Origin of the sequence: Microbulbifer mangrovi (assembly GCF_002009015.1) — a bacterium.
GTDB classification, from domain to species: domain Bacteria; phylum Pseudomonadota; class Gammaproteobacteria; order Pseudomonadales; family Cellvibrionaceae; genus Microbulbifer; species Microbulbifer mangrovi.
The window spans coordinates 17,267-36,496 of record NZ_LZDE01000333.1 but is presented as its reverse complement, the minus strand read 5'-3'; the positions used below and the strand labels follow the sequence as shown (position 1 = coordinate 36,496).

The window sequence follows — 19,230 nt, the reverse complement described above, 5'->3', positions numbered from 1 at the left end:
GGCTATTTGCGCCGCTTACTTCACGGGATGCTCGGATTCGAGCTCCGCCACATCCCGCGCTACCTGACCGGGTGAACCGGTGCGGCGTGCCAGCACGTCGTAGGCCACCGGCACGATGTACACCGTGAACAGGGTCGCCGCCAGCACACCGAACAGCACCACGGTACCGATGACCGCGCGGGTTTCCGACCCGGCGCCGGAGGACAGCAGCAGCGGCAGCGAGCCTGCGGCAGTGGTGATCCCGGTCATCAGGATCGGCCGCAGGCGGGTCTCCGCGGCCTGGCGCAATGCCTGGCCAAACTCCACGCCGCGGTCCCGCAGTTGGTTGGCGAATTCCACAATCAGGATCCCGTTCTTGGCCGCCAGTCCCACCAGCATGATCAATCCCACCTGGCTGTAAATGTTCAGCGACTGATTGGTAAGCAGCAGGCCCAGCAGGGCACCGGCCATGGCCAGGGGTACGGTGAACATGATTACCAGCGGGTGGATAAAGCTCTCGAATTGGGCGGCGAGCACCAGGAACACCACCAGCGCGCCGAGCAGGATAGCGAACAGGATGGTGTTGCCCGAATCCTGGAAGCTTTTCGACTGGCCCTTGTAGTCGATCACCGGCGAGCCTTCGATATTTTCGTCCACCAGCTGGTTCAGGTAGGCAAGCGCCTCACCCAGTACCAGCCCGTCCGCCAGGTTGGCGTCGAGGGTGATGGAGCGCACCCGGTTGTAACGCTGCAGTTGTGGCGAGTCCGCGTACTCGCTGACTTCCACCAGGCTCTGCAGGGGGATCAGCTCGCCGGTGGTCGAGGAGCGCACGTACAGGTTTTCCAGGCTGTCCGGGGTGCGCTGCATATCGCGCTCCCCCTCGAGGATCACATCGTATTCCTCACCGTTGTTGATAAACGTGGTGGCGCGCAGCGAGCCGAACATGGTCTGCAGGGTGGTGCCCACATCGCTCACCTGGACACCCAGATCCGCGGCGCGCTCGTAATCCACATTGATACGCAGCTGGGGCTGGGTTTCCTTGTAGTCCCAGTCGACGCCGAGCAGGCCAGGGTTGGATTTTTCAATTGCGGCGTTCAGCTGGTCCCGCCACTCGGTCAGTTGCGCGTAGCTGCCGCCGCCTACGACAAACTGCACCGGCTTGCCCAGACCACCGCCGAAACTCTGACGCATCACCGGGAAGGCGCGCACCCCACTCAGGTCACTCACCGCTGCGCGCACCTGGTTCATCAGTTCAAACCCCGAGGGGCGTTCACCCCAGGGTGCCAGGGTGAAAATCACCATGCCGGTATTGAACGTGGCAGAGGTGCCGAAGGAGCGCGGTGAGCGCACCAGCAGCCGGTTTACATAGCCCTTTTCCACCAGCGGCATCAGCCGCTCCTCGATGGTATCCATGTATTCCTGCATGTACTGGTAGCTTGCGCCCTCGGGACCGTTGACCAGCAGGAAGAAGGAGCCGCGGTCTTCGCGCGGGGCGTATTCGGTCGGGATCAGGCGGAAGGACAGCGCGGCGAAGATCATCACGCCTACAAACACACAACCAGCGACCCAGTGCTTGCGCAGAATAAAATCGAGCCCGCCCCGGTAGCGGCGCTGGATGCGGGTCAGCGCGTTGTCCATAAAGCGGGTGGCCGCATTGTGCTCATCGTTGGGGCGAATCAGTTTCGCCGCCAGCATGGGCGACAGGGTCAGCGCAGTGATAGAGGAGAAGATCACCGCCGCAGACATGGTCAGCGCAAATTCGGAGAACAGGCGGCCGATATCCCCTTCGAGGAAGGTGATGGGCACAAACACCGCCACCAGCACCAGGGTGGTGGCGACCACCGCAAAGCCCACCTCGCGCGCGCCGCGATAGGCCGCCAGCAGCGGCGGCTCGCCGTATTCGTCCATGCGCCGAAAGATGTTCTCAAGCACCACGATGGCATCGTCCACCACTAGGCCGATGGCCAGTACCAGCGCCAGCAGGGTGAGCAGGTTGATACTGAAACCGAAGGCGTACAGCAGGATGGAGGTGGCGATCAGGGATACCGGCACCGTTACCGCGGGCACCAGGGTCGCGCGCCAGTTACCCAGGAACAGGTAGATCACCAGGGTCACCAGGATCACCGCGATTACCAGGGTGGTGTATACCTCCTTGATCGCCTCGGACACGAACACCGACGCATCGTAACTCTGGCTGAGGCGCATGCCGTCCGGCAGCGTCTTGTTGACCTTGACCATCTCCGCCTTTGCCGCTTCCGCCACCGCCACGATATTGCCGGTGGACTGGCGGGTAATACCGATACCCACCATTGGTTCGCCGTTGCCGCGGAAGGTGGAGCGGTCCTCGGCGGAACCCAGTTCCACCCGCGCCACATCACCGAGGCGCACCACATGGCCGCTGTCACCGGTGGCAATGGCGAGGCGTGCGAAGTCCTCGGCACTCTGGAACTGGCGCTGCAGGCGCAGGGTGAACTGGCGATCGCTGGACTCCAGGTAGCCAGCCGGCAGCTCGCGGTTTTCCGCGCGCAGCGCCTGTTCGATATCCGCACTGGTAACGTTGTGCGCGGTCATGGCGCCGCGGTCCAGCCAGATACGCATGGCGAAGTCTTTGGCGCCGCCGACCCGTACCCGCGCCACGCCGTCGAGCACCGAGAAGCGGTCCACCAGGTAGCGGTTGGCGTAGTCGGTGAGCTCTGGCACGGTGAGGCGGTCGGAGGTGAGGTTCAGCCAGATCACCACGTCGTCGCTGCTATCGACCTTTTCGATTTCGGGGGGATCCGCTTCCACCGGCAGGTTGTTCATCACCCCGGAAACCCGGTCGCGGATATCGTTGGCCGCGCCGTCCACATCGCGGTTGATATTGAACTCGATGGAAATCCGCGAGCGCCCGTCGGTGCTCGATGAGGTCACCGTCTTGATGCCCTCGATTCCTGCGATACGATCCTCAATCAGACGGGTGATACGGGTTTCCACAATATCCGCGGAAGCGCCCGGATAATTGGTGTCGATGGACACGATGGGTGGGTCGATATCCGGGTATTCCCGCAGCGCCAGCCGGTCAAAGCTGATCAGGCCGAACACCACCAGCAGCAGTGACAGTACCAGCGCGAAAACCGGGCGTTTGACCGCCGTATCACTGATGATCATTGGTTGGCTGCTCCGTTTTCAACCTGTACTGAAACGGGCTGACCGTCGCGGATATGCAGGGTGCCGCGGGTCACCACCTGCTCACCCTGGGACAGCCCGGACAGCACTTCCACCTTGCCGCGGTAGCGGTGCCCGATCTGTACCTGGCGGCGTTGCACCATATGCCCGCCCTCGGTTTTCTTGACCACATATACGGACTGGTCTCCCGCCAGCGGTACCAGCGCTGCCTCCGGAATAGTCAGTGCCTCGCGCGGGTTGCTGATGATGCGCACCCGCAGGAGCATGCCGGGCTTGAGCTGGCCGTCGGGATTATCGAGGCGGCCACGCACGGTAAACGCGCGGGTCTGCGGGTCCACCCGCGCTTCCACAATCATTACCTCGCCGTTGAATACCCGATCGGGGTGGGCCTGGCTCACCGCTTCGATTTTCATACCGCCGCTGATCGCCGACAGCTGTCGCTCCGGCACGGTGAAATCCAGTTTCAGGCGATCGATTTCCTGGATGGTAGTGAGCTCCGTGGTGGGGGTGGCGAGGCTGCCCACACTGATATTGCGCAGCCCGAGCTGGCCGTCAAACGGCGCGCGGATAATGCGGTCGTCGATGCGCGCCTGCAGGCCGTCGATCAGGGCGCGGGTCTCCGCTACCTGGGTTTCTACCGCCTCCAGCTGTTCGCGGGTACTGAGGTTTCTGCCCACCAGGCCGCGCAGGCGCTTCGCATCCCGCTCGTAGCGTTGCAGGGTGGCGCGGGCGCCGGCCAGTTCCGCCAGTTCCTCACCATGGCTCAGCTCCACCAGCACATCCCCGGCTTTCACCCGCTGTCCGCTCTCGAACGCGATACGGATGATGTGCTCGGTTACGCCAGCGCGCAGGGAAACAAACTCCCAGGCCTTGGCGGTGCCGAGTGCCTCCACCGGGTTGGAAATCTGTTCCAGGGCCACCGGGGCGGCGCGCACCGGAACTGGCGCTTTGTCGGGGCCGCCCTGGGCGAGAACTGTAGGTGGGGTGATGAGCGTGAGGAGTAACGCGGTGGTCGCTCCAAGGTGTCCGAATGCGCGGATCATTTTCATGGTTATGGGAAATACCTGGTAGCCGGGGACTTTTTCTGACGCGGAAAACTGTGGCAGCAACTTTCAGGCCAGAATAAAGGAGATGAAATACAGGGCTGGGGATTTTTACATAAGTTTACCTCCCGATGTGGAACCAGCGGGAGGTAACGCGATGAACAGCGCACTCCCCGGGATTGCCCGACGGGGAGTGCATACGGCTGTCCTCAGTCGCCGTAGATAATCTTGCTGTTTACCTTCACGGTCAGCGGATGATAGCCCGGCTTGGCTTTCTCGAAGATGCGCTTGGCTTCGTCGGTTTTACCGTTTTCCACCATATTGCGATACAGCGGACGCAGGAACTTGTTGCGGCCGATGCTCACCAGGAAGTCTTCGAGGCGCGCGTTGGACGGTTTATAGTCGTTGCGCACGGCAATCATCAGCCAGCTGAAGGCGATCTCGTTATTTTTGGATTGGGTCAGGTCGAATGTCTCGTCCAGTTCCTGCAGCTGATCTTCGCTGAGTTTCTCCGGCATGCCGTCGAGGAAGTATTTCCACTGGTGGAAGGTCCAGTCCTTGGTGTCGATATCGCCCGCCTTGATTCCACCGTTCAGCCACTGTTCGCGGATCGGGTCCAGCTTGGTGAAGGCGTCAGACTGCGGATGCGGCGCGCCTTCCGGGATGCCGGGCTCGAAGATCCATTCCTGGATACGCGCCCGGTCCAGCTGGTCCGGGTACTGCTTGAGCAGGGTCTCGTCCAGGTACTTCACGAAATCTTCTGTGGTGATGCTCTGGAAGGCGAAGTGGTTGAAGTACTCCATCAGGAACTTGTCGAAGTTCTCGCGGCCCACTTTCTGCTCCAGTTCGTACAGGAACAGGGAGCCCTTCTCGTAGGGGATGTTGGAGAAAACTTCATCGGGATCGCGGCCGCGCAGGTCGATGGCCATGATCTCGTCCTTGTCTTCGCGGTCGTCCAGGTCGGCCTTCAGGTCGTCATAACCCAGGGCCATTTCCATCTGGTAGCGTTCGTCACCGTACACAAATTGCATGATGCGGTTGGTGAGGTAGGTGGTGAAGCCTTCGTTCAGCCACAGATCGCGCCAGCTGGCATTGGTGATCAGATTGCCGGACCAGGAGTGGGCCAGTTCGTGGGCAATCAGGGCAACCAGGCTCTTGTCGCCGGCAATCACGGTGGGTGTGATAAAGCTCAGGCGCGGGTTTTCCATGCCGCCGAAGGGGAAGCTGGGGGGCAGAATCAGCAGGTCGTAGCGGTCCCAGCGGTAGGGGCCGAAGTTCTCCTCGGTGACCTCGAGCATGGACTCGGTGTCCTCGAACTCCTTGGCTGCGGATTCCAGCAGTTCCGGCTCGGCGTAGACACCGGTGCGCTCACCCATGGCTTTGAAGTCCAGATTGCCGATGCCGATGGCAATCAGGTAGGAGGGAATTGCCTGGGGCATTTCAAACTCGAACACACCGTCCAGTTCCGCTTCCGGATCGTTGTTGGCGCTCATCACCGCGCGCAGTTCTTGCGGGGTGCGGATAGTGGCCTCGTAGGTCATGCGCACCTGGGGAGAATCCTGCAGGGGAATGAAGCTGCGCGCGTGGATGGCCTGGGCCTGGGTGAACAGGAACGGGTGCTTCTTGCCCGCAGTCTGCTGTGGCTCCAGCCACTGTACGCCGGAGGCGCCGGGAGAGGTCTGGTACTGGATCGCGACCCGGTTGGCACCCTTGGGCAGCTGAATTTTCAGCGGCGTGCCCAGGTGCGGGTCTTTCTTGCCCATGCTGAATTTGACCGGCTGCAGGGAGTCGCCGATACCGGCGCGCACCGCGGTGACGTCAAGTTCGCGGGTGTCCAGAATCAGCGGCGGATTCTTGGCGGTCTGGCGTTTGATGTCGAGGATGGCCTCGCCCTTCAGGATCTTGTTGTCGAAGTCGGCGGTGAGATCGAGATCCAGATGTTTGACGAGATAGTCGTTGGTATTGGCAAAGGAGTGGTAGTCGACACCGGATTCCGGCTCGGCGTTATCCGCGAGCGGGGTGTCTTTTTCCAGATTCTCCGGCGTGTATTCGGTGGCGCTCTGCGGGATGTCTGCAGTGCTTTCACTGTTTGCCGCATCTTCATTCTTGCTGCAGGCACTCAGTGTAACGAGGCTGCAGGCGAGCAGCCCGGCGCCGATCAGGCGGCCGAGGTTGGGGGTGAACAATTGGGGCAGCATGGAAGGCTCCGTGATTGTTTTATTTGTGAATTCAGAACTGGGTAAATTCTTCGCGGCACAGAATACCGAATTGAGGGCGTGGCGGGGAAATCGGATTTCTGTTTTGGTCCTAGGTTAGACCGAAATCGAAAGACTTGCTGAATCTGCTTACCTTTCCAAAACATCCTTGTTTCAGAAAGGCTCGCAACGGGTGAAGCTCGGTCGCACACTCCTTGCGCAAAGCTTTCCGGCGGGTTTTATCAGTCCAGGCTGAAATCAAAGTCCATTTCTTCTCCGGGCGACTGTACATAGTAGCCCTGGATGTAGTCGGTACCGGTCTGCCACAGGGTGGGTAGCATGCTGGCCTGTTCCACGTGGGGGACGATTACCCGGGTATCGATCTCCTTGAGCTGGCCAACGAGATTCACCAGTGCCTCGCTGTCTACCCCTTCGTCCTGCACTTCACGCACAAACGAGGCATCAATCTTGGCAATGTCCACTTTCACGTGTTCCAGTGCCTTGAACGGGCTGAGGCCGGTGCCGAAGTGGCACACGGCAACCCGGCAGCCCATGTCCTGTACCAGTTTGGCGAAGTCGCGGGCTGCGTGGAGGTTGCTGTTGATGTCTTCCGCGCGCAGCTGGAAGGTGACAGCATTGGGCGGTACCTTGGCGGCCTTGAATGCTACACCGAGCCACGCGGGCAGGCTGGTATCCTTGAGCGATGCAGCGGTGAGGTGGATGAGTGTCGAAACGTCCTGGCCCTTGGCGCGCTGCGCGGCAGCGGCTTTGATCGCATTGAGGATGATCCAGCGATCCATTTTTGAAGAAAGGCCGGCATCGCCCAGAGCTTCGAGGAAGGTGATCGGCGAGAGCTCTTCCTTACCGTCCACCAGGCGCACAAGCACCTCGTACATTTTCTCTCCGCTACCCTGCAGGCTGAGGATCGGCTGGTACAGCAGTTTGAGATTGCCTGCTTCCAGAGCCTGGATAACCCGCGCGCGGTGGTAGGTGTTGGCGTCGCCCTGCTGGGTGCTGTCCGGTTCGTAGAGGGCGAAGCCGTTGCCACCGTCTTTTTTCACCGCCTGCTCGAGGGCCTTGCCCGATTGCTCCAGTACCTTGTCGGCGTTGCCTGAGGTTTCGCTGAGCAGGGAGATACCGATGGAGGCGGTGATATGCAGGGTTTTACCGCCGCCTTCAAAGATGGTGTCGGCGATTTTCTGCAGCAGTTCGCGGGAGCGGCCCTCGGCGCTGTCCGGGGTGGTTTCCGGCATGAGCAGGCAGTAGCTGTCTTCGCCATAGCGGGCGACCACATCGCCGCGGCGGACACTGCTTTGCAGCAGCTCTGCGAATTTTTTGTGCAATTGGTCGGCGCCGGCAACCCCTACCAGCTGCTGTACAGATTCTTCGAAACGATCGATCTGAATCAGCATCAGACCGCCGGTGCGCTGGGAGCCCGCGGCGGACTGGATGGCGCTGTTCAGCAACTGCACGAAGCGCTGACGGTTGTACAGGCCGGTAGCCGCGTCGCGATTCTTGGCTTCGCTCAGCTGTGCTTCCAGCTCTTCCGTGTTGCCACTACTGGCGGCGATGCGCACCTGCAGGCAGCGTTCGTCGTCATACACGGTGGACAGCACTTCGGCCTTGGTGGGCAGCGGGGTACCGCCGGCCGTTTTGGCAGTGAACTGCCACACCTGGGCTTCCACCTCGTTGTTGTTGATGGCGCACTGGCGCAGGAACTCACGCGCGTCGGGCTGTTCGCCCTCGGTGAGCATGTCGATCAGCGGCTGGTATTCCACATCATCGCGATCGCCGTAGCCGAAGCGCTCGGCGAAGGATTCATTGGCATAGACGATGAGGCCATCGGAAATATAGGCGATGGCATCTTTGGAACTATCCAGCAGTTCCTTGGCGCGGTTCAGTGTGGCGTTGTAGCGGCGGTCGTGCAGGCGCGCCTGGCGGCGTTCGTTAAGGGCGGCGAGTTCGCGCTGGATCACCAGCAGCAAGTGCTGGTCTTCATCGACAGTGACTACATCGCGGGCGCCGGCCTTGAGGCCCTCCACCACCGGCTGGGAGCCCTCGCGCTCGGTGAGCAGGATGGCGGGAACGTCTTTCTGCAGTTTATTGATGGTGCGGATTGCGGAGGCGGCTTCGAGCTGCTTGCTCTGCTCCGCGGCAATCAACAGATCCCACGCGTGCTCCTGCAGGAGCTTGGTGAGGGCTGCCTCGCTGGCCACGTGCTGGGCCCGGTTGGGGCGGCCTGCGTTGTGCAGCATGCTCACCAGTCGCTGGGACTCGCCGGGAGCGTCATTGATAAGAAGAAGGCGGATGGTGTTTTCGCTGCTCATTGTATTCCTGTTGTACTGCGTCGCGGCGGCGTTATGTAATTCTGTCGTTTGTTATACCGCTTCCATGCTGTACTTGGGACTCCGCTGGCGGTTGCCGGACAACCGTCAGCCAATCCGGGAGGCCGCGAACCGGATAGTGTAGGCCGCGTAAATCCGCATTAACAGGTGTAAAGTCGGCACTAGGTCACACACTTTTCGGAAGTCGCAAAAATTTGACGATTCTCGCGCTGACTCCCTCAGGAAAACTCGAAAATCGCGAAGCTCCCGGTGGCGAGTGTCTGCTTGTGCAGGGTGACCGATCGCGTCTGCCCGGCGTTGATGATATCGACGGTATCGCCGGGCTGAAACAGGGGCGCGGGCAATATCAATTCCGCCGTCTGCCCGCCATGGCCGGTAAGCAGGCCGACCATGGGATCGGTGCGACGGCCGTCGCGGGAGTAGCGGCGCACGCGCACCGCGCTGGTGTGGCCACCGAGCAATTCAACCCCGCTGCGGCACTGGTCCGGTAGTCCAAACTGCCAGCGTACCAGCGCCAGCTCCCAGTGATCCTTGACGCGCAGCGCAATCAGGTCGCCACTCTTCAGGCGGCCGCGGCAGTCCGGTGGCAACCTGAGGCCGGCACCACTGGCGCTGCTGTTGAGCAGGGTTGCGGGGATAGGTTGATAGCGTTTCTGCACGCCGTCGGTATTGGATTTACGGGATACCGAAGGGGCGCTGGGCAGTGCACGGGAAGATTGGTCATGCAGTGAGACTTCATAGTCCTTCAGTGGTCGTCCGGTGCGGAAATCGATGGTGTCCACTTCCATTACCAGGCTCTCCGCCGGGGACGCGGCAAAGGTGCTGGTCAGCTCCGGGGCGTCGCCACTATCGTTTTTGAGATGATGTCCGATGGCGCTGAGCCCGGTAATGACTTCGCAGCGGATGTTTACCGGGGTGCGTTGTGCTTCGCGGGATTTCCCGCCCGCCCAGGTGTCCTCGACCCGGTGCAGAATATCTGGTGAAAGGGCTCCCGGGCGACGCAGTCGGCGCTGGAGTTGTCGCAGCGGATGGCTCAGGTCGATGCACCAGCCCAGGGGAGCGGAGAAGTACTTCATGTCCACACTGCTGTTTTGCAAGCGCACCGAGGGGATCGGTGGCTGATCCAGACGGAGGCTGGCGAGCAGTGTTTTCAGGGCGGGATTGATCCGTTCCAGCAGGCGCGCGCCGTTTGCCCAGCGGGCGCAGCACAACCACAGCTGCAATTGCTCCTCGACAGTTAGTTGTAGCGGATTGGCGCTGGCGAACAGGGCGCAGTGCAGATAGGGCTGGGTCAGCTTTACCCAGCGGTGCGAGGTCAGGGAGGCGGTGCTGCTGTTGTTTTGCGCCGTGGGCCTGTCGGCCGCTAGCGGGTCCAGCACCCTTCGCTGATCCAGCTGTTGCTCCCGTGCCAGGGTTACCAGGCGTTGCATACGTGCCCAGCTGCCCTTGGGCGGCGCCAGGTAAAAGTGGCTGCTGATCTGGATCAGGCGCCGATAGCTGTCGATTCCCCGGTGCAGTACCCGCGCCAGTCGACGACGGTAAAACAGAGCGTGGGGCTCGGACAGCAGCTGCACACAGATACTGCTGTAGGCCTGGGCCAGGTGCTGGTAGAGAATGACCGCGGTGAGCAGGTCGCGACGCTGTTGCGGGGTTTGCAGGACACTGCCGCTGCGATCCTCGGCGAGCTGTAACAGGGATAACTCGCTGGCATGGTTGGCGATTACCGGTCGCAGGACCTCAACACACGCCAGGCGGATTCTGGCGGGGGCGGTCCAGCGGGTGATCTCGGCCAGCACACTGCGCAGGGTGCCGGCGTTGCGCTGGAGTTGTTGCTCCGGTGGATTTTGTTTCAGGTAGCTGTGTATCCAGCGTTTCAGCTGGCGGTGGTTGTAGCAGCCACAGGTGAGAGCATCCAGATCCCGCGCGCCCGGGGAAAGCTGGTCGAGGATTTTGCCCGAGGCCGAGCCGTTCGCCGGAGACGCCGGACGATCCGTTTCATCGGATGAGCGAATCTCTTCCGCGAGTGGCTCTGCGGGGCTGCGATAAGAGGGTGGTGTGCTGGCGGATTTCCGCTCGGCTTCACTGCCGGACCGGGCTTGCTGCCCGATTGTTTTTTCTTCTGCTTCCTGCATCACAATAACCGGGGTTTGACTCCCTGCAGTATACGAGGCGCTGCAATTTGCACAAACGTGCCGGTTGAAATAGGTGACGAAAGTGTCGGTTATTTTGCAATAAAGTCCGAGATAGTTCGCGTTCTTAGCGCGTATTAGCTCTTTAGGGCTGGCTCCCGATCAGCCCGGCGAGTCGCCTCAAAGCGGTGTTTTGGATTTCTCTGCGGGTATTTCACGTACCAGTTTCGGCACCAGATACCCGGGCAGTCGCTGGCGCAATTGCGCTACCAGCGCACGGGCGCGGGCATCGCTTACTTCGAAATGGGCGGCCCCCTGTACCCGGTCTAACTGGTGCAGGTAATAGGGCAGTACGCCGGCGTCGAACAGGGTCTCGGACAGGTCCGCGAGGGCCTGTTCGCTGTCGTTGATACCTTTCAGCAGGACCGACTGGTTGAGCAGGGTGACGCCGGCGGCCCTGAGCTGGCCGAGGGCGTTGCGCACCGGCCCATCGATTTCGTTGGCGTGGTTGCAGTGCAGGACCAGCACCGGCTTCAGGCGGCTACCGGTAAACCAGTCGAGGAATTCACGATTGACGCGGGATGGCGCCACAATCGGCAGACGGGTGTGGATGCGCAGTTTGTCCACCTGCGGGATTGCCGCCAGTTCACCTGCCAGCCAGCCGAGCTGGCGATCGCTCATCACCAGGGGGTCGCCGCCGCTGAGAATGACTTCCCGCAGATCCTGCTGGCCGCGGATATAGTCCAGTGCCTGCTGCCACTGGCTGCGGTTCAGGTGGTTGTCGCTGTAGGGGAAGGCGCGGCGGAAACAGTAGCGGCAGTTGACGGCGCACTGGCCGGCTGTGATCAGCAGCAGGCGGCCGCGGTATTTGTGCACCACGCCGGGCACCGGGTTGGCAGCGGCTTCCTGCAGTGGGTCGTCGCTGAATCCCGGAGTGGGCTGCAGTTCGTGCGCGCTGGGCAATACTTGTAACAGCAGCGGGTCCTGCGGATCGCCGGGACGGATACGGCCGAGGTAGGGGCGCGGCACGCGCAACTGGAACAGTTCGCCCGCCGCCTTCAGCTGTGGCAACTGTTGCGGTGCCAGCTGCAGCCGTTCAAGCAGTTCCTGCGGGTCGGTGACCAGGTCCGACATTTCTTCCTGCCAGCGGCGTTCGGCCGACCGCCGTGGGCTGTCGGTCGCGATTTCCGTTGTTGTGATTTCACGGGGGGGCTGGCGGTGCTGTATCATATGCGGCTGTTTTTTGGCGCGGTCGGCGGCGGTACTGCTGTTTTGACGGGTTTGGTTGCCCGTTTCCCGGTGCGGGGCGCGCGAAGTTTAATCAATTTGACGGCTCAATGCTGATATTTCGAGGAACTCATGGCTAGTTATTCCACTAACGAATTCAAAGGCGGTCTGAAGGTGATGCTGGACGGCGACCCTTGCTCCATTGTGGAGAATGAGTTCGTGAAGCCCGGCAAGGGCCAGGCGTTCAACCGCGTGAAGCTGCGCAACCTGAAGACCGGCCGGGTCTGGGAACGCACTTTCCGTTCCGGTGAGAGCCTGGAGTCTGCGGATGTGATGGACCGGGATATGGAATATCTCTACAACGATGGTGAGTTCTTCCACTTCATGGAGCCGGAGACTTTCGAGCAGCATCAAGCGGATGAGAAGGCAGTTGGCGATGCGGCCAAGTGGCTGAAGGAACAGGATGTTTGTGTTGTGACTCTGTACAACGGTGCGCCACTGGCGGTGACGCCGCCGAACCATGTGATTCTGGAGATCACCGATACTGATCCTGGCCTGCGCGGTGACACTGCCCAGGGCGGTAACAAGCCGGCGACCCTGTCCACCGGTGCTGTGGTGAAGGTGCCGCTGTTCCTGGAAATCGGCGAGACCATCAAGGTCGACACCCGTACCGGTGAATACCTGGGGCGCGCCAAGGAAGACTGATCTTTCCTGGATTGCTGATCTCAAGGGCGGATACTTCGGTATTCGCCCTTTTTCGTTCCTGCCCAGCGCTCTGCCTTCGCATCAGCGTTTTGTGATTATTGGCAACTAAACTGGTTCACCCTTTCAGTTAATTATTCTTATGTCTGATTCTGTTTGGCGCCCCACCGCCCCCCTGGAAAACCTCCGCCGCCGCGCCACCCTGCTCGCGGATATCCGTCGTTTCTTCAGCGAACGCCAGGTACTGGAGATGGAGGTACCCATTCTTTCCCGGCGTGCCACCAGTGACCCGCATATCGACTCGATTGTGGCCGATTGCAGCGGTGACGCTGCGTATCTGGCGACCAGCCCGGAATTCGGTCTGAAGCGGCTGCTGGCGGCGGGGATGGGGGATTGCTATTACCTGGGCAAGGCGTTCCGCAATGGCGAGGCCGGGGGGCGGCACAATCCCGAGTTCACCATGCTGGAGTGGTACCGGGTGGGCTGGGATGACCACCGCTTGATGATCGAGGTGGGGGAGCTGTTGTCCTGGCTGCTGCGGATTTCAAAAGTGCGCTCGTACAGTTATCGCGCGCTGTTTCTTCAGCACCTGGACGTGGACCCGCACCGGGCGTCTTTCGAGGAACTGAAGGCGACGGTGGCGAAGGTGCTGGAGCTGTCGTTCGAGCCGGCGGGCCGGGATGAGTGCCTTGACCTGTTGATGAGCCACCACATTGAGCCGAATATGGGGGAGGGGATCTCGCTGGTTTACGATTTCCCTGCGACGCAGGCGGCGCTGGCACGGGTGGAGGATGATGAGCTGGGCGTGCCAGTGGCGCGGCGGTTTGAGGCCTATGTAGGTGGCATGGAGCTGGCCAATGGTTACTGGGAATTGACCGATGCGCCGGAGCAGTTGCGTCGCTTTGAGGCGGATCACTGCTATCGCGAGGGTAACCACAAGCCGGTACACCCGTTCGAGGAGCGCCTGGTACAGGCCCTCGAGGCGGGCATGCCGGAGTGCGCGGGGGTGGCACTGGGGGTGGACCGGTTGCTGATGCTGGCCTGCGGTGCCAGCCGGATCGAGGAGGTGATTGCTTTTCCCATCGAGCGCGCCTGAGCGACGCGCTCCGGGTTAGGCGCTTTTGCGGCCGTCGCTCAGTTCGCTGTTTTCCGCCGGGCCGTTCGGAATATGCGCGCTGCCGCGCTCCGGGGTGAATTCGTAGTGGGCGACCTCGCCCACGGCATAGAAGCCGGCATTCAGCCACAGGTCCTGTTGATCCTCGCCCACCAGGGCCACTGCATGTTTGTGGTGGCTGTAGGTCACTTCGTTGACCAGATGCTGGAACATGGCCCTGCCGATACCGCGGCCGCGGTGTTCCGCGAGAGTGGCGAGGTCGTAGAAACCGAGGGAATCGGCGGAGGAAAACAGGCAGCCAGTGGCGACGGGGGTGCCCTGGTATTCGCCCAGGAACAGTTTGAGACGGCTGTGTTTGTGTTCCGGTAGCTCCGAGAGCTGCTGGTAGAATTTTTTGATCTGCGCGTTTTCGCGCGGGTTGCCCTGCATTTCCACAATCAGGTCGCCGTAGGCGAGGATGCCCTCCGCGGTGATAACCGGCTTGATCTCCAACCCTTCCAGTTGCACTTCTTCCGCGGCCAGCTGTTTCACCTCTGAGGCCATGGCAATCTGCGGCGCCTTGCGCACCAGGTGTAGCTCGGCGAGGGCTTCGTCATCGAGGGGCTTGCTGGCGCAGTGCCACAGGGAAAAGGGGCTGTGCCGTTCCGCAAAGTAGTCCACCACAAAGCGCTGCAGGATTCGCGGTTGCATCACCGAGTTGCTGACTACCTGGTTGAAGCGGCTGCTGAGCAGCCCGCTGTCGGTGCGCAGCAGGCCAGTGATTTCCTTGCTCTGTTTGGGATTCAAGAGGTCTGCACAGTACCCGGCTTTGTTTTCCAGGTTGCGGCAAACGAGATTTTTCGCGCTGAGACTGTATTTCATGGTTACAGAATAGTCCTGCCGGTTGATGGCCGTATCTATTGTTCGCAACCTGTGACAGCAGAATCAGCGCAAACGATCCACCTGCGACAGGGCGCATTGATTCATCGACAGCGCCGGCTGGTCGCAGCTGGCAGTGCCAATGACCTTGGCGGGTACACCTGCCACCAGCGCTTTTTCCGGCACGGCTTTCAGCACCACACTGCCGGATGCGATTTGCGAACAGCGGCCGATCTCGATATTGCCGAGGATTTTGCTGCCGGCGCCGATCAATACGCCGCAGCGCACTTTCGGGTGACGGTCGCCGGATTCCTTGCCGGTGCCGCCGAGGGTGACGGACTGCATGATGGAAACATTGTCCTCGACCACCGCTGTCTCACCGATCACGATCCCGGTGGCGTGATCCAGCAGGATCCCCCGGCCGAGCTTTGCCGCAGGGTGGATATCCACACCGAATACCACCGAGATCCGGTGCTGCACAAACAGCGAAAGCGAGCGGCGATTTTGTTGCCACAGCCAGTGGGCTACCCGCCACGCCTGCAGGGCATGGAACCCTTTGAAATACAGGAACGGCTCGTACAGGGAGTGGCAGGCGCTGTCGCGCTGCTCTACCGCCGTCAGGTCCGCGCGTGCAGCAGCGCCGATACTCGGGTCTGCTTCCAGTGCTTCATCGATGACTTCGCGAATCAGCAGTGCGGGAGCGACCGGGCTGTCGAGTTTGTTGGCGAGGTGAAAGCTGAGCGCAGACTCCAGCGTGTTGTGGTTGAGAATGGTGGCGTGCAGGAAACTGGCGAGGATCGGTTCCCGTTCCACCTGTACCGACACATCTTTGCGAATCCCACTCCACAGCTCGTCCTGCTCCACACGGGGCTTTAGGTTTTCCATCTGAATAAATTTCCTTTGCTGTGGATCACACGGCGCCGAGGGTGAGCGGCGGTTCCTGCAGAGCCGATTGCTGTTCCCTGAGGGCCAGAATATGTTCCGCCCAGTAGCGCGGGGTGTTGAACCAGGGGAAGGCGATGGGGAATGCCGGATCCTCCCAGCGCCGTGCCAGCCAGGCCGCGTGGTGCATCTGGCGCAGGCAGCGCAGGGGCTCCACCAGTTGCAGCTGGGCCGGATCAAAAGGGTAGAAGGTCTCGTAACCTTCTACCACCGCGTCGAGATAGGCGGTCTGCTCCGCGCGGTCACCGGAAATCAGCATCCAGATATCCTGGATGGCCGGGCCGCTGATGCAGTCGTCCAGGTCCACAAACCAGGGCGTATCGTCCCGCCACAGGAAGTTTCCGCTGTGGCAGTCGCCGTGCAGGCGGATTTTGCTCCATTCCTGTTCGAATAGCGGCGCGATCTGTTCGATCAGGTGGGCGGTGACGGTGGCGTAGGCCTCTACATTTTCACGGGGGAGGAAATCACCACCGAGAATGAATTCCCGACTATCGATGGCAAAGTGCTGCAGCGACAGTTCCCCGCGGTGCTCAAAGGGGCGCGCCGCGCCGATGGCGTGAATACGCCCGAGCATGGTGCCTACCTGTTCCAGGTGGTCGAAATTATCCAGCTCCACCTGGCGTCCACCGCGACGGGGAAACAGGGCGAAGCGAAAGCCGTGCGCCGAGTGCAGGGTACCGCCATTGATTTCCATCGGCGCCACCACCGGTACTTCGGCGGCGGCCAGTTCCAGGGAGAACTGGTGTTCCTCGAGGATTTGCGCATCGCTCCAGCGCCCCGGTCGATAGAACTTGGCGATCAGCGGCTGCGCCTCGTCAATCCCCACCTGGTAGACGCGGTTTTCGTAGCTGTTGAGGGGAAATATCCGCGCGTCAGACAGCAGCCCAACACTCTCCACACAGTCGATCACCCGGTCCGGGGTCAGGGCATCGTAGGGGTGTGACGATTCGGTCATGGCTGCGCTCCGCTAAGCTTCGCAAAGCTCTGGTCAATAGGGGGCGCTATGCTAACGCGGTTGCCCGGTGCCGCCAAACGACAATACCCGTGAGTCGCGCGGGAATAGTCGCGTGGGAATAGTTGCGGGGAAATGGGGGTGCTTCCCGGGGCGGCGAGTGCGCCCCGGGGGAGGGGGCTGCCTCAGTCTGCCGTCTGCGGGCCGATAATTCCGCTCACCTCGACGATCTTGTCTGCGGGAAAGCCGCCCAGCTTGGCGTGTTTGGCGATGATTTCCTTGTTCGGTGCCTGGTAGACGCAGTAGAACTTGTCTTCCGCGACATAGCTCTGCTGCCACTGGATTTCCGGCCCTAGTGATTCAAGTACCGCGCGGGATTTCTGCGAGATGGATTTGAGCTCTTCCGCGGTCAGCTTCTGGGCTCCCGGGATGGTGCGCTCAATGATGTACTGGTGGTTTTCGGCGGCAAAGGTGGACAGGCTGCAGAGCAGTAACGCGGTAGTAAAAATGGAACGTACCATGGTCTGTTTCTCCGTTGGTTGAATGACCACCGAGGTCCGCCGGTGGTCTGGGTTGCATCCAACCAGCGCGCTTACCGACCTGCAATGAATTGCACCTGACCTTTACCTGAACCGGGGAATGCCGTTAAATCAATGGCTTAGCGGTACACATGAACCGCGCATCTGGCGCGGAAATCCCTGAGGACCCGGTCCGGGTGGTGTATGACGACGCTGCAATTCGGAGAATTTGAACTCGACTGCCATCAGCCAGCGCTCACCCGGCGCGGCAGGCCCGTGAATGTGCAGGAATTACCGCTGCGTCTCCTCGTCCTGCTGGTAACCCACCCCGGTGAACTGATGACCCGGGAAGCACTGTTCCAGCATTTCTGGCCACAAGACCGCAGCGGCTTGCTCGATGACAATCTCAATACCCTGGTGCGCAAGCTGCGGCAGGCGCTCAATGACTCGGCACGCAGTTCCCGCTTTATCGAAACAGTCCCCAAAAAGGGGTATCGCTTTATTGCACCGGTAATTCCGGTGGCGAGGGAAGCGGCTGTGGATACAGCGCCGCCGCAGCCCGGCGGCAACACCATGCACCTCCCGAAACTTCCCGCTGCTGTGGTGCTGTTGACTAGTTTATCCCTGCTGCTTTATTTCCTGGTCCCTCGCTGGATTACAACTGCCCCGGAAGAGCGCGCTCCCCTCGGCTCTGTTGCGGTAATTCCGTTTATAAATACCAGTGAAAGTAACCAGCGGGATTATTTCAGTGATGGCTTGGCTGACGACCTGCTCAATCGTCTCTCCGGGTTTCAGGGCATTCGCGTGGTGTCGCGGACCTCGTCGTTCGCACTGCGGGATTCGGATCTGGACGCCCGCAATATTGGTCAATTACTGAATGCGGACGCGCTGGTTGAAGGCAGTGTGCGCAGGGATGGCGAACAGCTGCGTATTAATGTGCGGCTGGTAGACGCCCGCGATGGCTATCAGTTGTGGTCGCGCAGCTACCAGCGGGAACTGACCAATATTTTTGCAGTGCAGGAAGAGATCGCTCTGGAGATCGCCGGGGCACTGGCCGGGGAGCTGCACGCCACCGGCGAGCGCACCACAGCGGTGAGCCGGATTCCCCCGGAGGCTTACGACAATTACCTCAAGGGACGTTTCTACTGGCACAAGCGTTCGCAAAGCAGTTTGCTCGCGGCGGTGGATTATTTTGAGCAGTCCATTGCGATGGCGCCGGAGTATGCGCCGGCCTGGGCGGGGCTGGCCGATGCCCTCGCCGTGTTGGGGTTCTACGATTACCTGGCGCCGTCCGAGGCATTCACCCGCGCGCGCGGCGCGGCCCGCCGCACTCTGCAGCTGGATCCGGCCAATGCCTCCGCAGAGGCCAACCTGGGGTATGTAGCGCTGTATTACGATTGGGATCTGAACCAGGCCGAGGCCCATTTCCTGCAGGCCATTGCCTTCAAACCGGATTCCTCCAAGGCGCACCAGTGGTATGCCAACCTGCTGGTGGCTGCCGGTCGCTTTAGCGAGGCGGAGCGGGAAATGCGCAAAGCCACGGAGCTCGACCCCCTGTCTCTGATTGCCAATGCCGCACTGGGATGGGTGCTGTATCACGCGGGCCAGCATGAAGCAGCACTCGAGCAGCTGGCACTGGCACAGGAGCTGGATCCGGATTTCGAGCTGGTCTATCTGTGGCGCGGGTGGGCCCTGGAGGCCATGGGGGATCTCGATGCAGCGAAGACATCCCTGCAGGAAAATGTTTCTCGCTCCCAGGGGAGCGCCATCGGTGTCGCTTCACTGGCGAGGGTGCTGGCACTTAGCGGGCAGGCGGAGGATGCGCGTGCGCTGCTCACCGGGCTGGAAGGAAGCGATGGCTATCTGCCGTCTTATGAAATGGCGAAAGCCTATCTCGCCCTTGGGGATTTGTCGGCGGTAGAGTTGTGGCTACGCCGGGCGACGGTGCAGAACTCCCATTCCATGGTGTTTCTGAATGTGGATCCGCAGCTGGCGGCTTTCCGCAAAACAGAGTTCTACCCACCGCTTGCCGAGCAGGTTGCCTCCGGCCACTGATGCGCC

13 protein-coding genes are annotated in these 19,230 nt (G+C 61.1%); 3 read left to right on the top strand and 10 right to left on the bottom strand.

Annotated elements, in window-relative coordinates:
• Window positions 1–15: 15 nt before the first annotated feature.
• The 6 genes from B4U49_RS14155 to epmB all read right to left on the bottom strand — a co-directional run bounded on the left by B4U49_RS14155 (window position 16) and on the right by epmB (window position 12,086).
• Complete coding sequence (locus tag B4U49_RS14155) at window positions 16–3,126, bottom strand: efflux RND transporter permease subunit (protein ID WP_078085260.1); 3,111 nt, start codon at window positions 3,124–3,126, stop codon at window positions 16–18.
• A complete protein-coding gene (locus B4U49_RS14150; protein ID WP_143735675.1) occupies window positions 3,123–4,193 on the bottom strand; it encodes an efflux RND transporter periplasmic adaptor subunit in 1,071 nt (356 codons plus the stop codon). Before B4U49_RS14150 ends, B4U49_RS14155 begins: the two co-directional genes overlap by 4 nt.
• A gap of 203 nt (window positions 4,194–4,396) precedes the next feature.
• Complete coding sequence (locus B4U49_RS14145; protein ID WP_078085258.1) at window positions 4,397–6,385, bottom strand: M1 family metallopeptidase; 1,989 nt, start codon at window positions 6,383–6,385, stop codon at window positions 4,397–4,399.
• A gap of 239 nt (window positions 6,386–6,624) precedes the next feature.
• Window positions 6,625–8,709: an EAL domain-containing response regulator gene (locus B4U49_RS14140; RefSeq protein WP_078085257.1), complete on the bottom strand. Its 2,085-nt coding sequence runs from the start codon at window positions 8,707–8,709 to the stop codon at window positions 6,625–6,627.
• Window positions 8,710–8,945: 236 nt separating this feature from the next.
• Entirely contained in the window at window positions 8,946–10,859 is a 1,914-nt protein-coding gene (locus B4U49_RS14135; protein ID WP_078085256.1) for a hypothetical protein, read from the bottom strand.
• A 177-nt stretch (window positions 10,860–11,036) separates the two neighbouring features.
• Window positions 11,037–12,086 (bottom strand): EF-P beta-lysylation protein EpmB, encoded by a 1,050-nt coding sequence (epmB, locus tag B4U49_RS14130; protein ID WP_078085255.1) that lies wholly within the window; start codon window positions 12,084–12,086, stop codon window positions 11,037–11,039.
• A 129-nt stretch (window positions 12,087–12,215) separates the two neighbouring features.
• Here epmB and efp point away from each other — a divergent pair, with 129 nt between their 5' ends.
• Both efp and epmA read left to right on the top strand, forming a co-directional pair.
• Window positions 12,216–12,788 carry an elongation factor P gene (gene efp / locus B4U49_RS14125; RefSeq protein ID WP_078085254.1) on the top strand — a complete coding sequence of 191 codons (573 nt, stop codon included), beginning with the start codon at window positions 12,216–12,218 and terminating at the stop codon, window positions 12,786–12,788.
• Between the two features lie 139 nt (window positions 12,789–12,927).
• A complete protein-coding gene (gene epmA, locus B4U49_RS14120; RefSeq protein WP_078085253.1) occupies window positions 12,928–13,881 on the top strand; it encodes an EF-P lysine aminoacylase EpmA in 954 nt (317 codons plus the stop codon).
• A gap of 15 nt (window positions 13,882–13,896) precedes the next feature.
• On the opposite strand, the gene B4U49_RS14115 is transcribed toward epmA, so the two are convergent.
• From B4U49_RS14115 to B4U49_RS14100, 4 genes are all read right to left on the bottom strand, one after another.
• Window positions 13,897–14,685: a GNAT family N-acetyltransferase gene (locus B4U49_RS14115; RefSeq protein WP_239692640.1), complete on the bottom strand. Its 789-nt coding sequence runs from the start codon at window positions 14,683–14,685 to the stop codon at window positions 13,897–13,899.
• Between the two features lie 138 nt (window positions 14,686–14,823).
• Window positions 14,824–15,642, bottom strand: coding sequence for a serine O-acetyltransferase (gene cysE / locus B4U49_RS14110; RefSeq protein ID WP_078085251.1), 819 nt, complete (start codon window positions 15,640–15,642; stop codon window positions 14,824–14,826).
• Window positions 15,643–15,667: 25 nt separating this feature from the next.
• The gene (locus tag B4U49_RS14105; protein ID WP_078085250.1) at window positions 15,668–16,654 is read right to left on the bottom strand and encodes a serine/threonine protein kinase; all 987 of its coding nucleotides are present in this window, start codon (window positions 16,652–16,654) and stop codon (window positions 15,668–15,670) included.
• A gap of 182 nt (window positions 16,655–16,836) precedes the next feature.
• Complete coding sequence (locus tag B4U49_RS14100) at window positions 16,837–17,172, bottom strand: DUF4242 domain-containing protein (RefSeq protein WP_078085249.1); 336 nt, start codon at window positions 17,170–17,172, stop codon at window positions 16,837–16,839.
• Window positions 17,173–17,373: 201 nt separating this feature from the next.
• Here B4U49_RS14100 and B4U49_RS14095 point away from each other — a divergent pair, with 201 nt between their 5' ends.
• Window positions 17,374–19,224: a winged helix-turn-helix domain-containing tetratricopeptide repeat protein gene (locus tag B4U49_RS14095; RefSeq protein ID WP_078085248.1), complete on the top strand. Its 1,851-nt coding sequence runs from the start codon at window positions 17,374–17,376 to the stop codon at window positions 19,222–19,224.
• Window positions 19,225–19,230 lie beyond the last annotated feature (6 nt).

Coding starts and splice junctions, on each gene's coding strand:
- B4U49_RS14155 (WP_078085260.1), bottom strand. CDS start 3,126: ATGATCATCAGTGATACGGCGGTCAAACGCCCGGTTTTCGCGCTGGTA.
- epmA (WP_078085253.1), top strand. CDS start 12,928: ATGTCTGATTCTGTTTGGCGCCCCACCGCCCCCCTGGAAAACCTCCGC.
- efp (WP_078085254.1), top strand. CDS start 12,216: ATGGCTAGTTATTCCACTAACGAATTCAAAGGCGGTCTGAAGGTGATG.
- B4U49_RS14105 (WP_078085250.1), bottom strand. CDS start 16,654: ATGACCGAATCGTCACACCCCTACGATGCCCTGACCCCGGACCGGGTG.
- B4U49_RS14100 (WP_078085249.1), bottom strand. CDS start 17,172: ATGGTACGTTCCATTTTTACTACCGCGTTACTGCTCTGCAGCCTGTCC.
- B4U49_RS14145 (WP_078085258.1), bottom strand. CDS start 6,385: ATGCTGCCCCAATTGTTCACCCCCAACCTCGGCCGCCTGATCGGCGCC.
- B4U49_RS14150 (WP_143735675.1), bottom strand. CDS start 4,193: ATGAAAATGATCCGCGCATTCGGACACCTTGGAGCGACCACCGCGTTA.
- B4U49_RS14135 (WP_078085256.1), bottom strand. CDS start 10,859: ATGCAGGAAGCAGAAGAAAAAACAATCGGGCAGCAAGCCCGGTCCGGC.
- epmB (WP_078085255.1), bottom strand. CDS start 12,086: ATGATACAGCACCGCCAGCCCCCCCGTGAAATCACAACAACGGAAATC.
- B4U49_RS14095 (WP_078085248.1), top strand. CDS start 17,374: ATGACGACGCTGCAATTCGGAGAATTTGAACTCGACTGCCATCAGCCA.
- B4U49_RS14140 (WP_078085257.1), bottom strand. CDS start 8,709: ATGAGCAGCGAAAACACCATCCGCCTTCTTCTTATCAATGACGCTCCC.
- cysE (WP_078085251.1), bottom strand. CDS start 15,642: ATGGAAAACCTAAAGCCCCGTGTGGAGCAGGACGAGCTGTGGAGTGGG.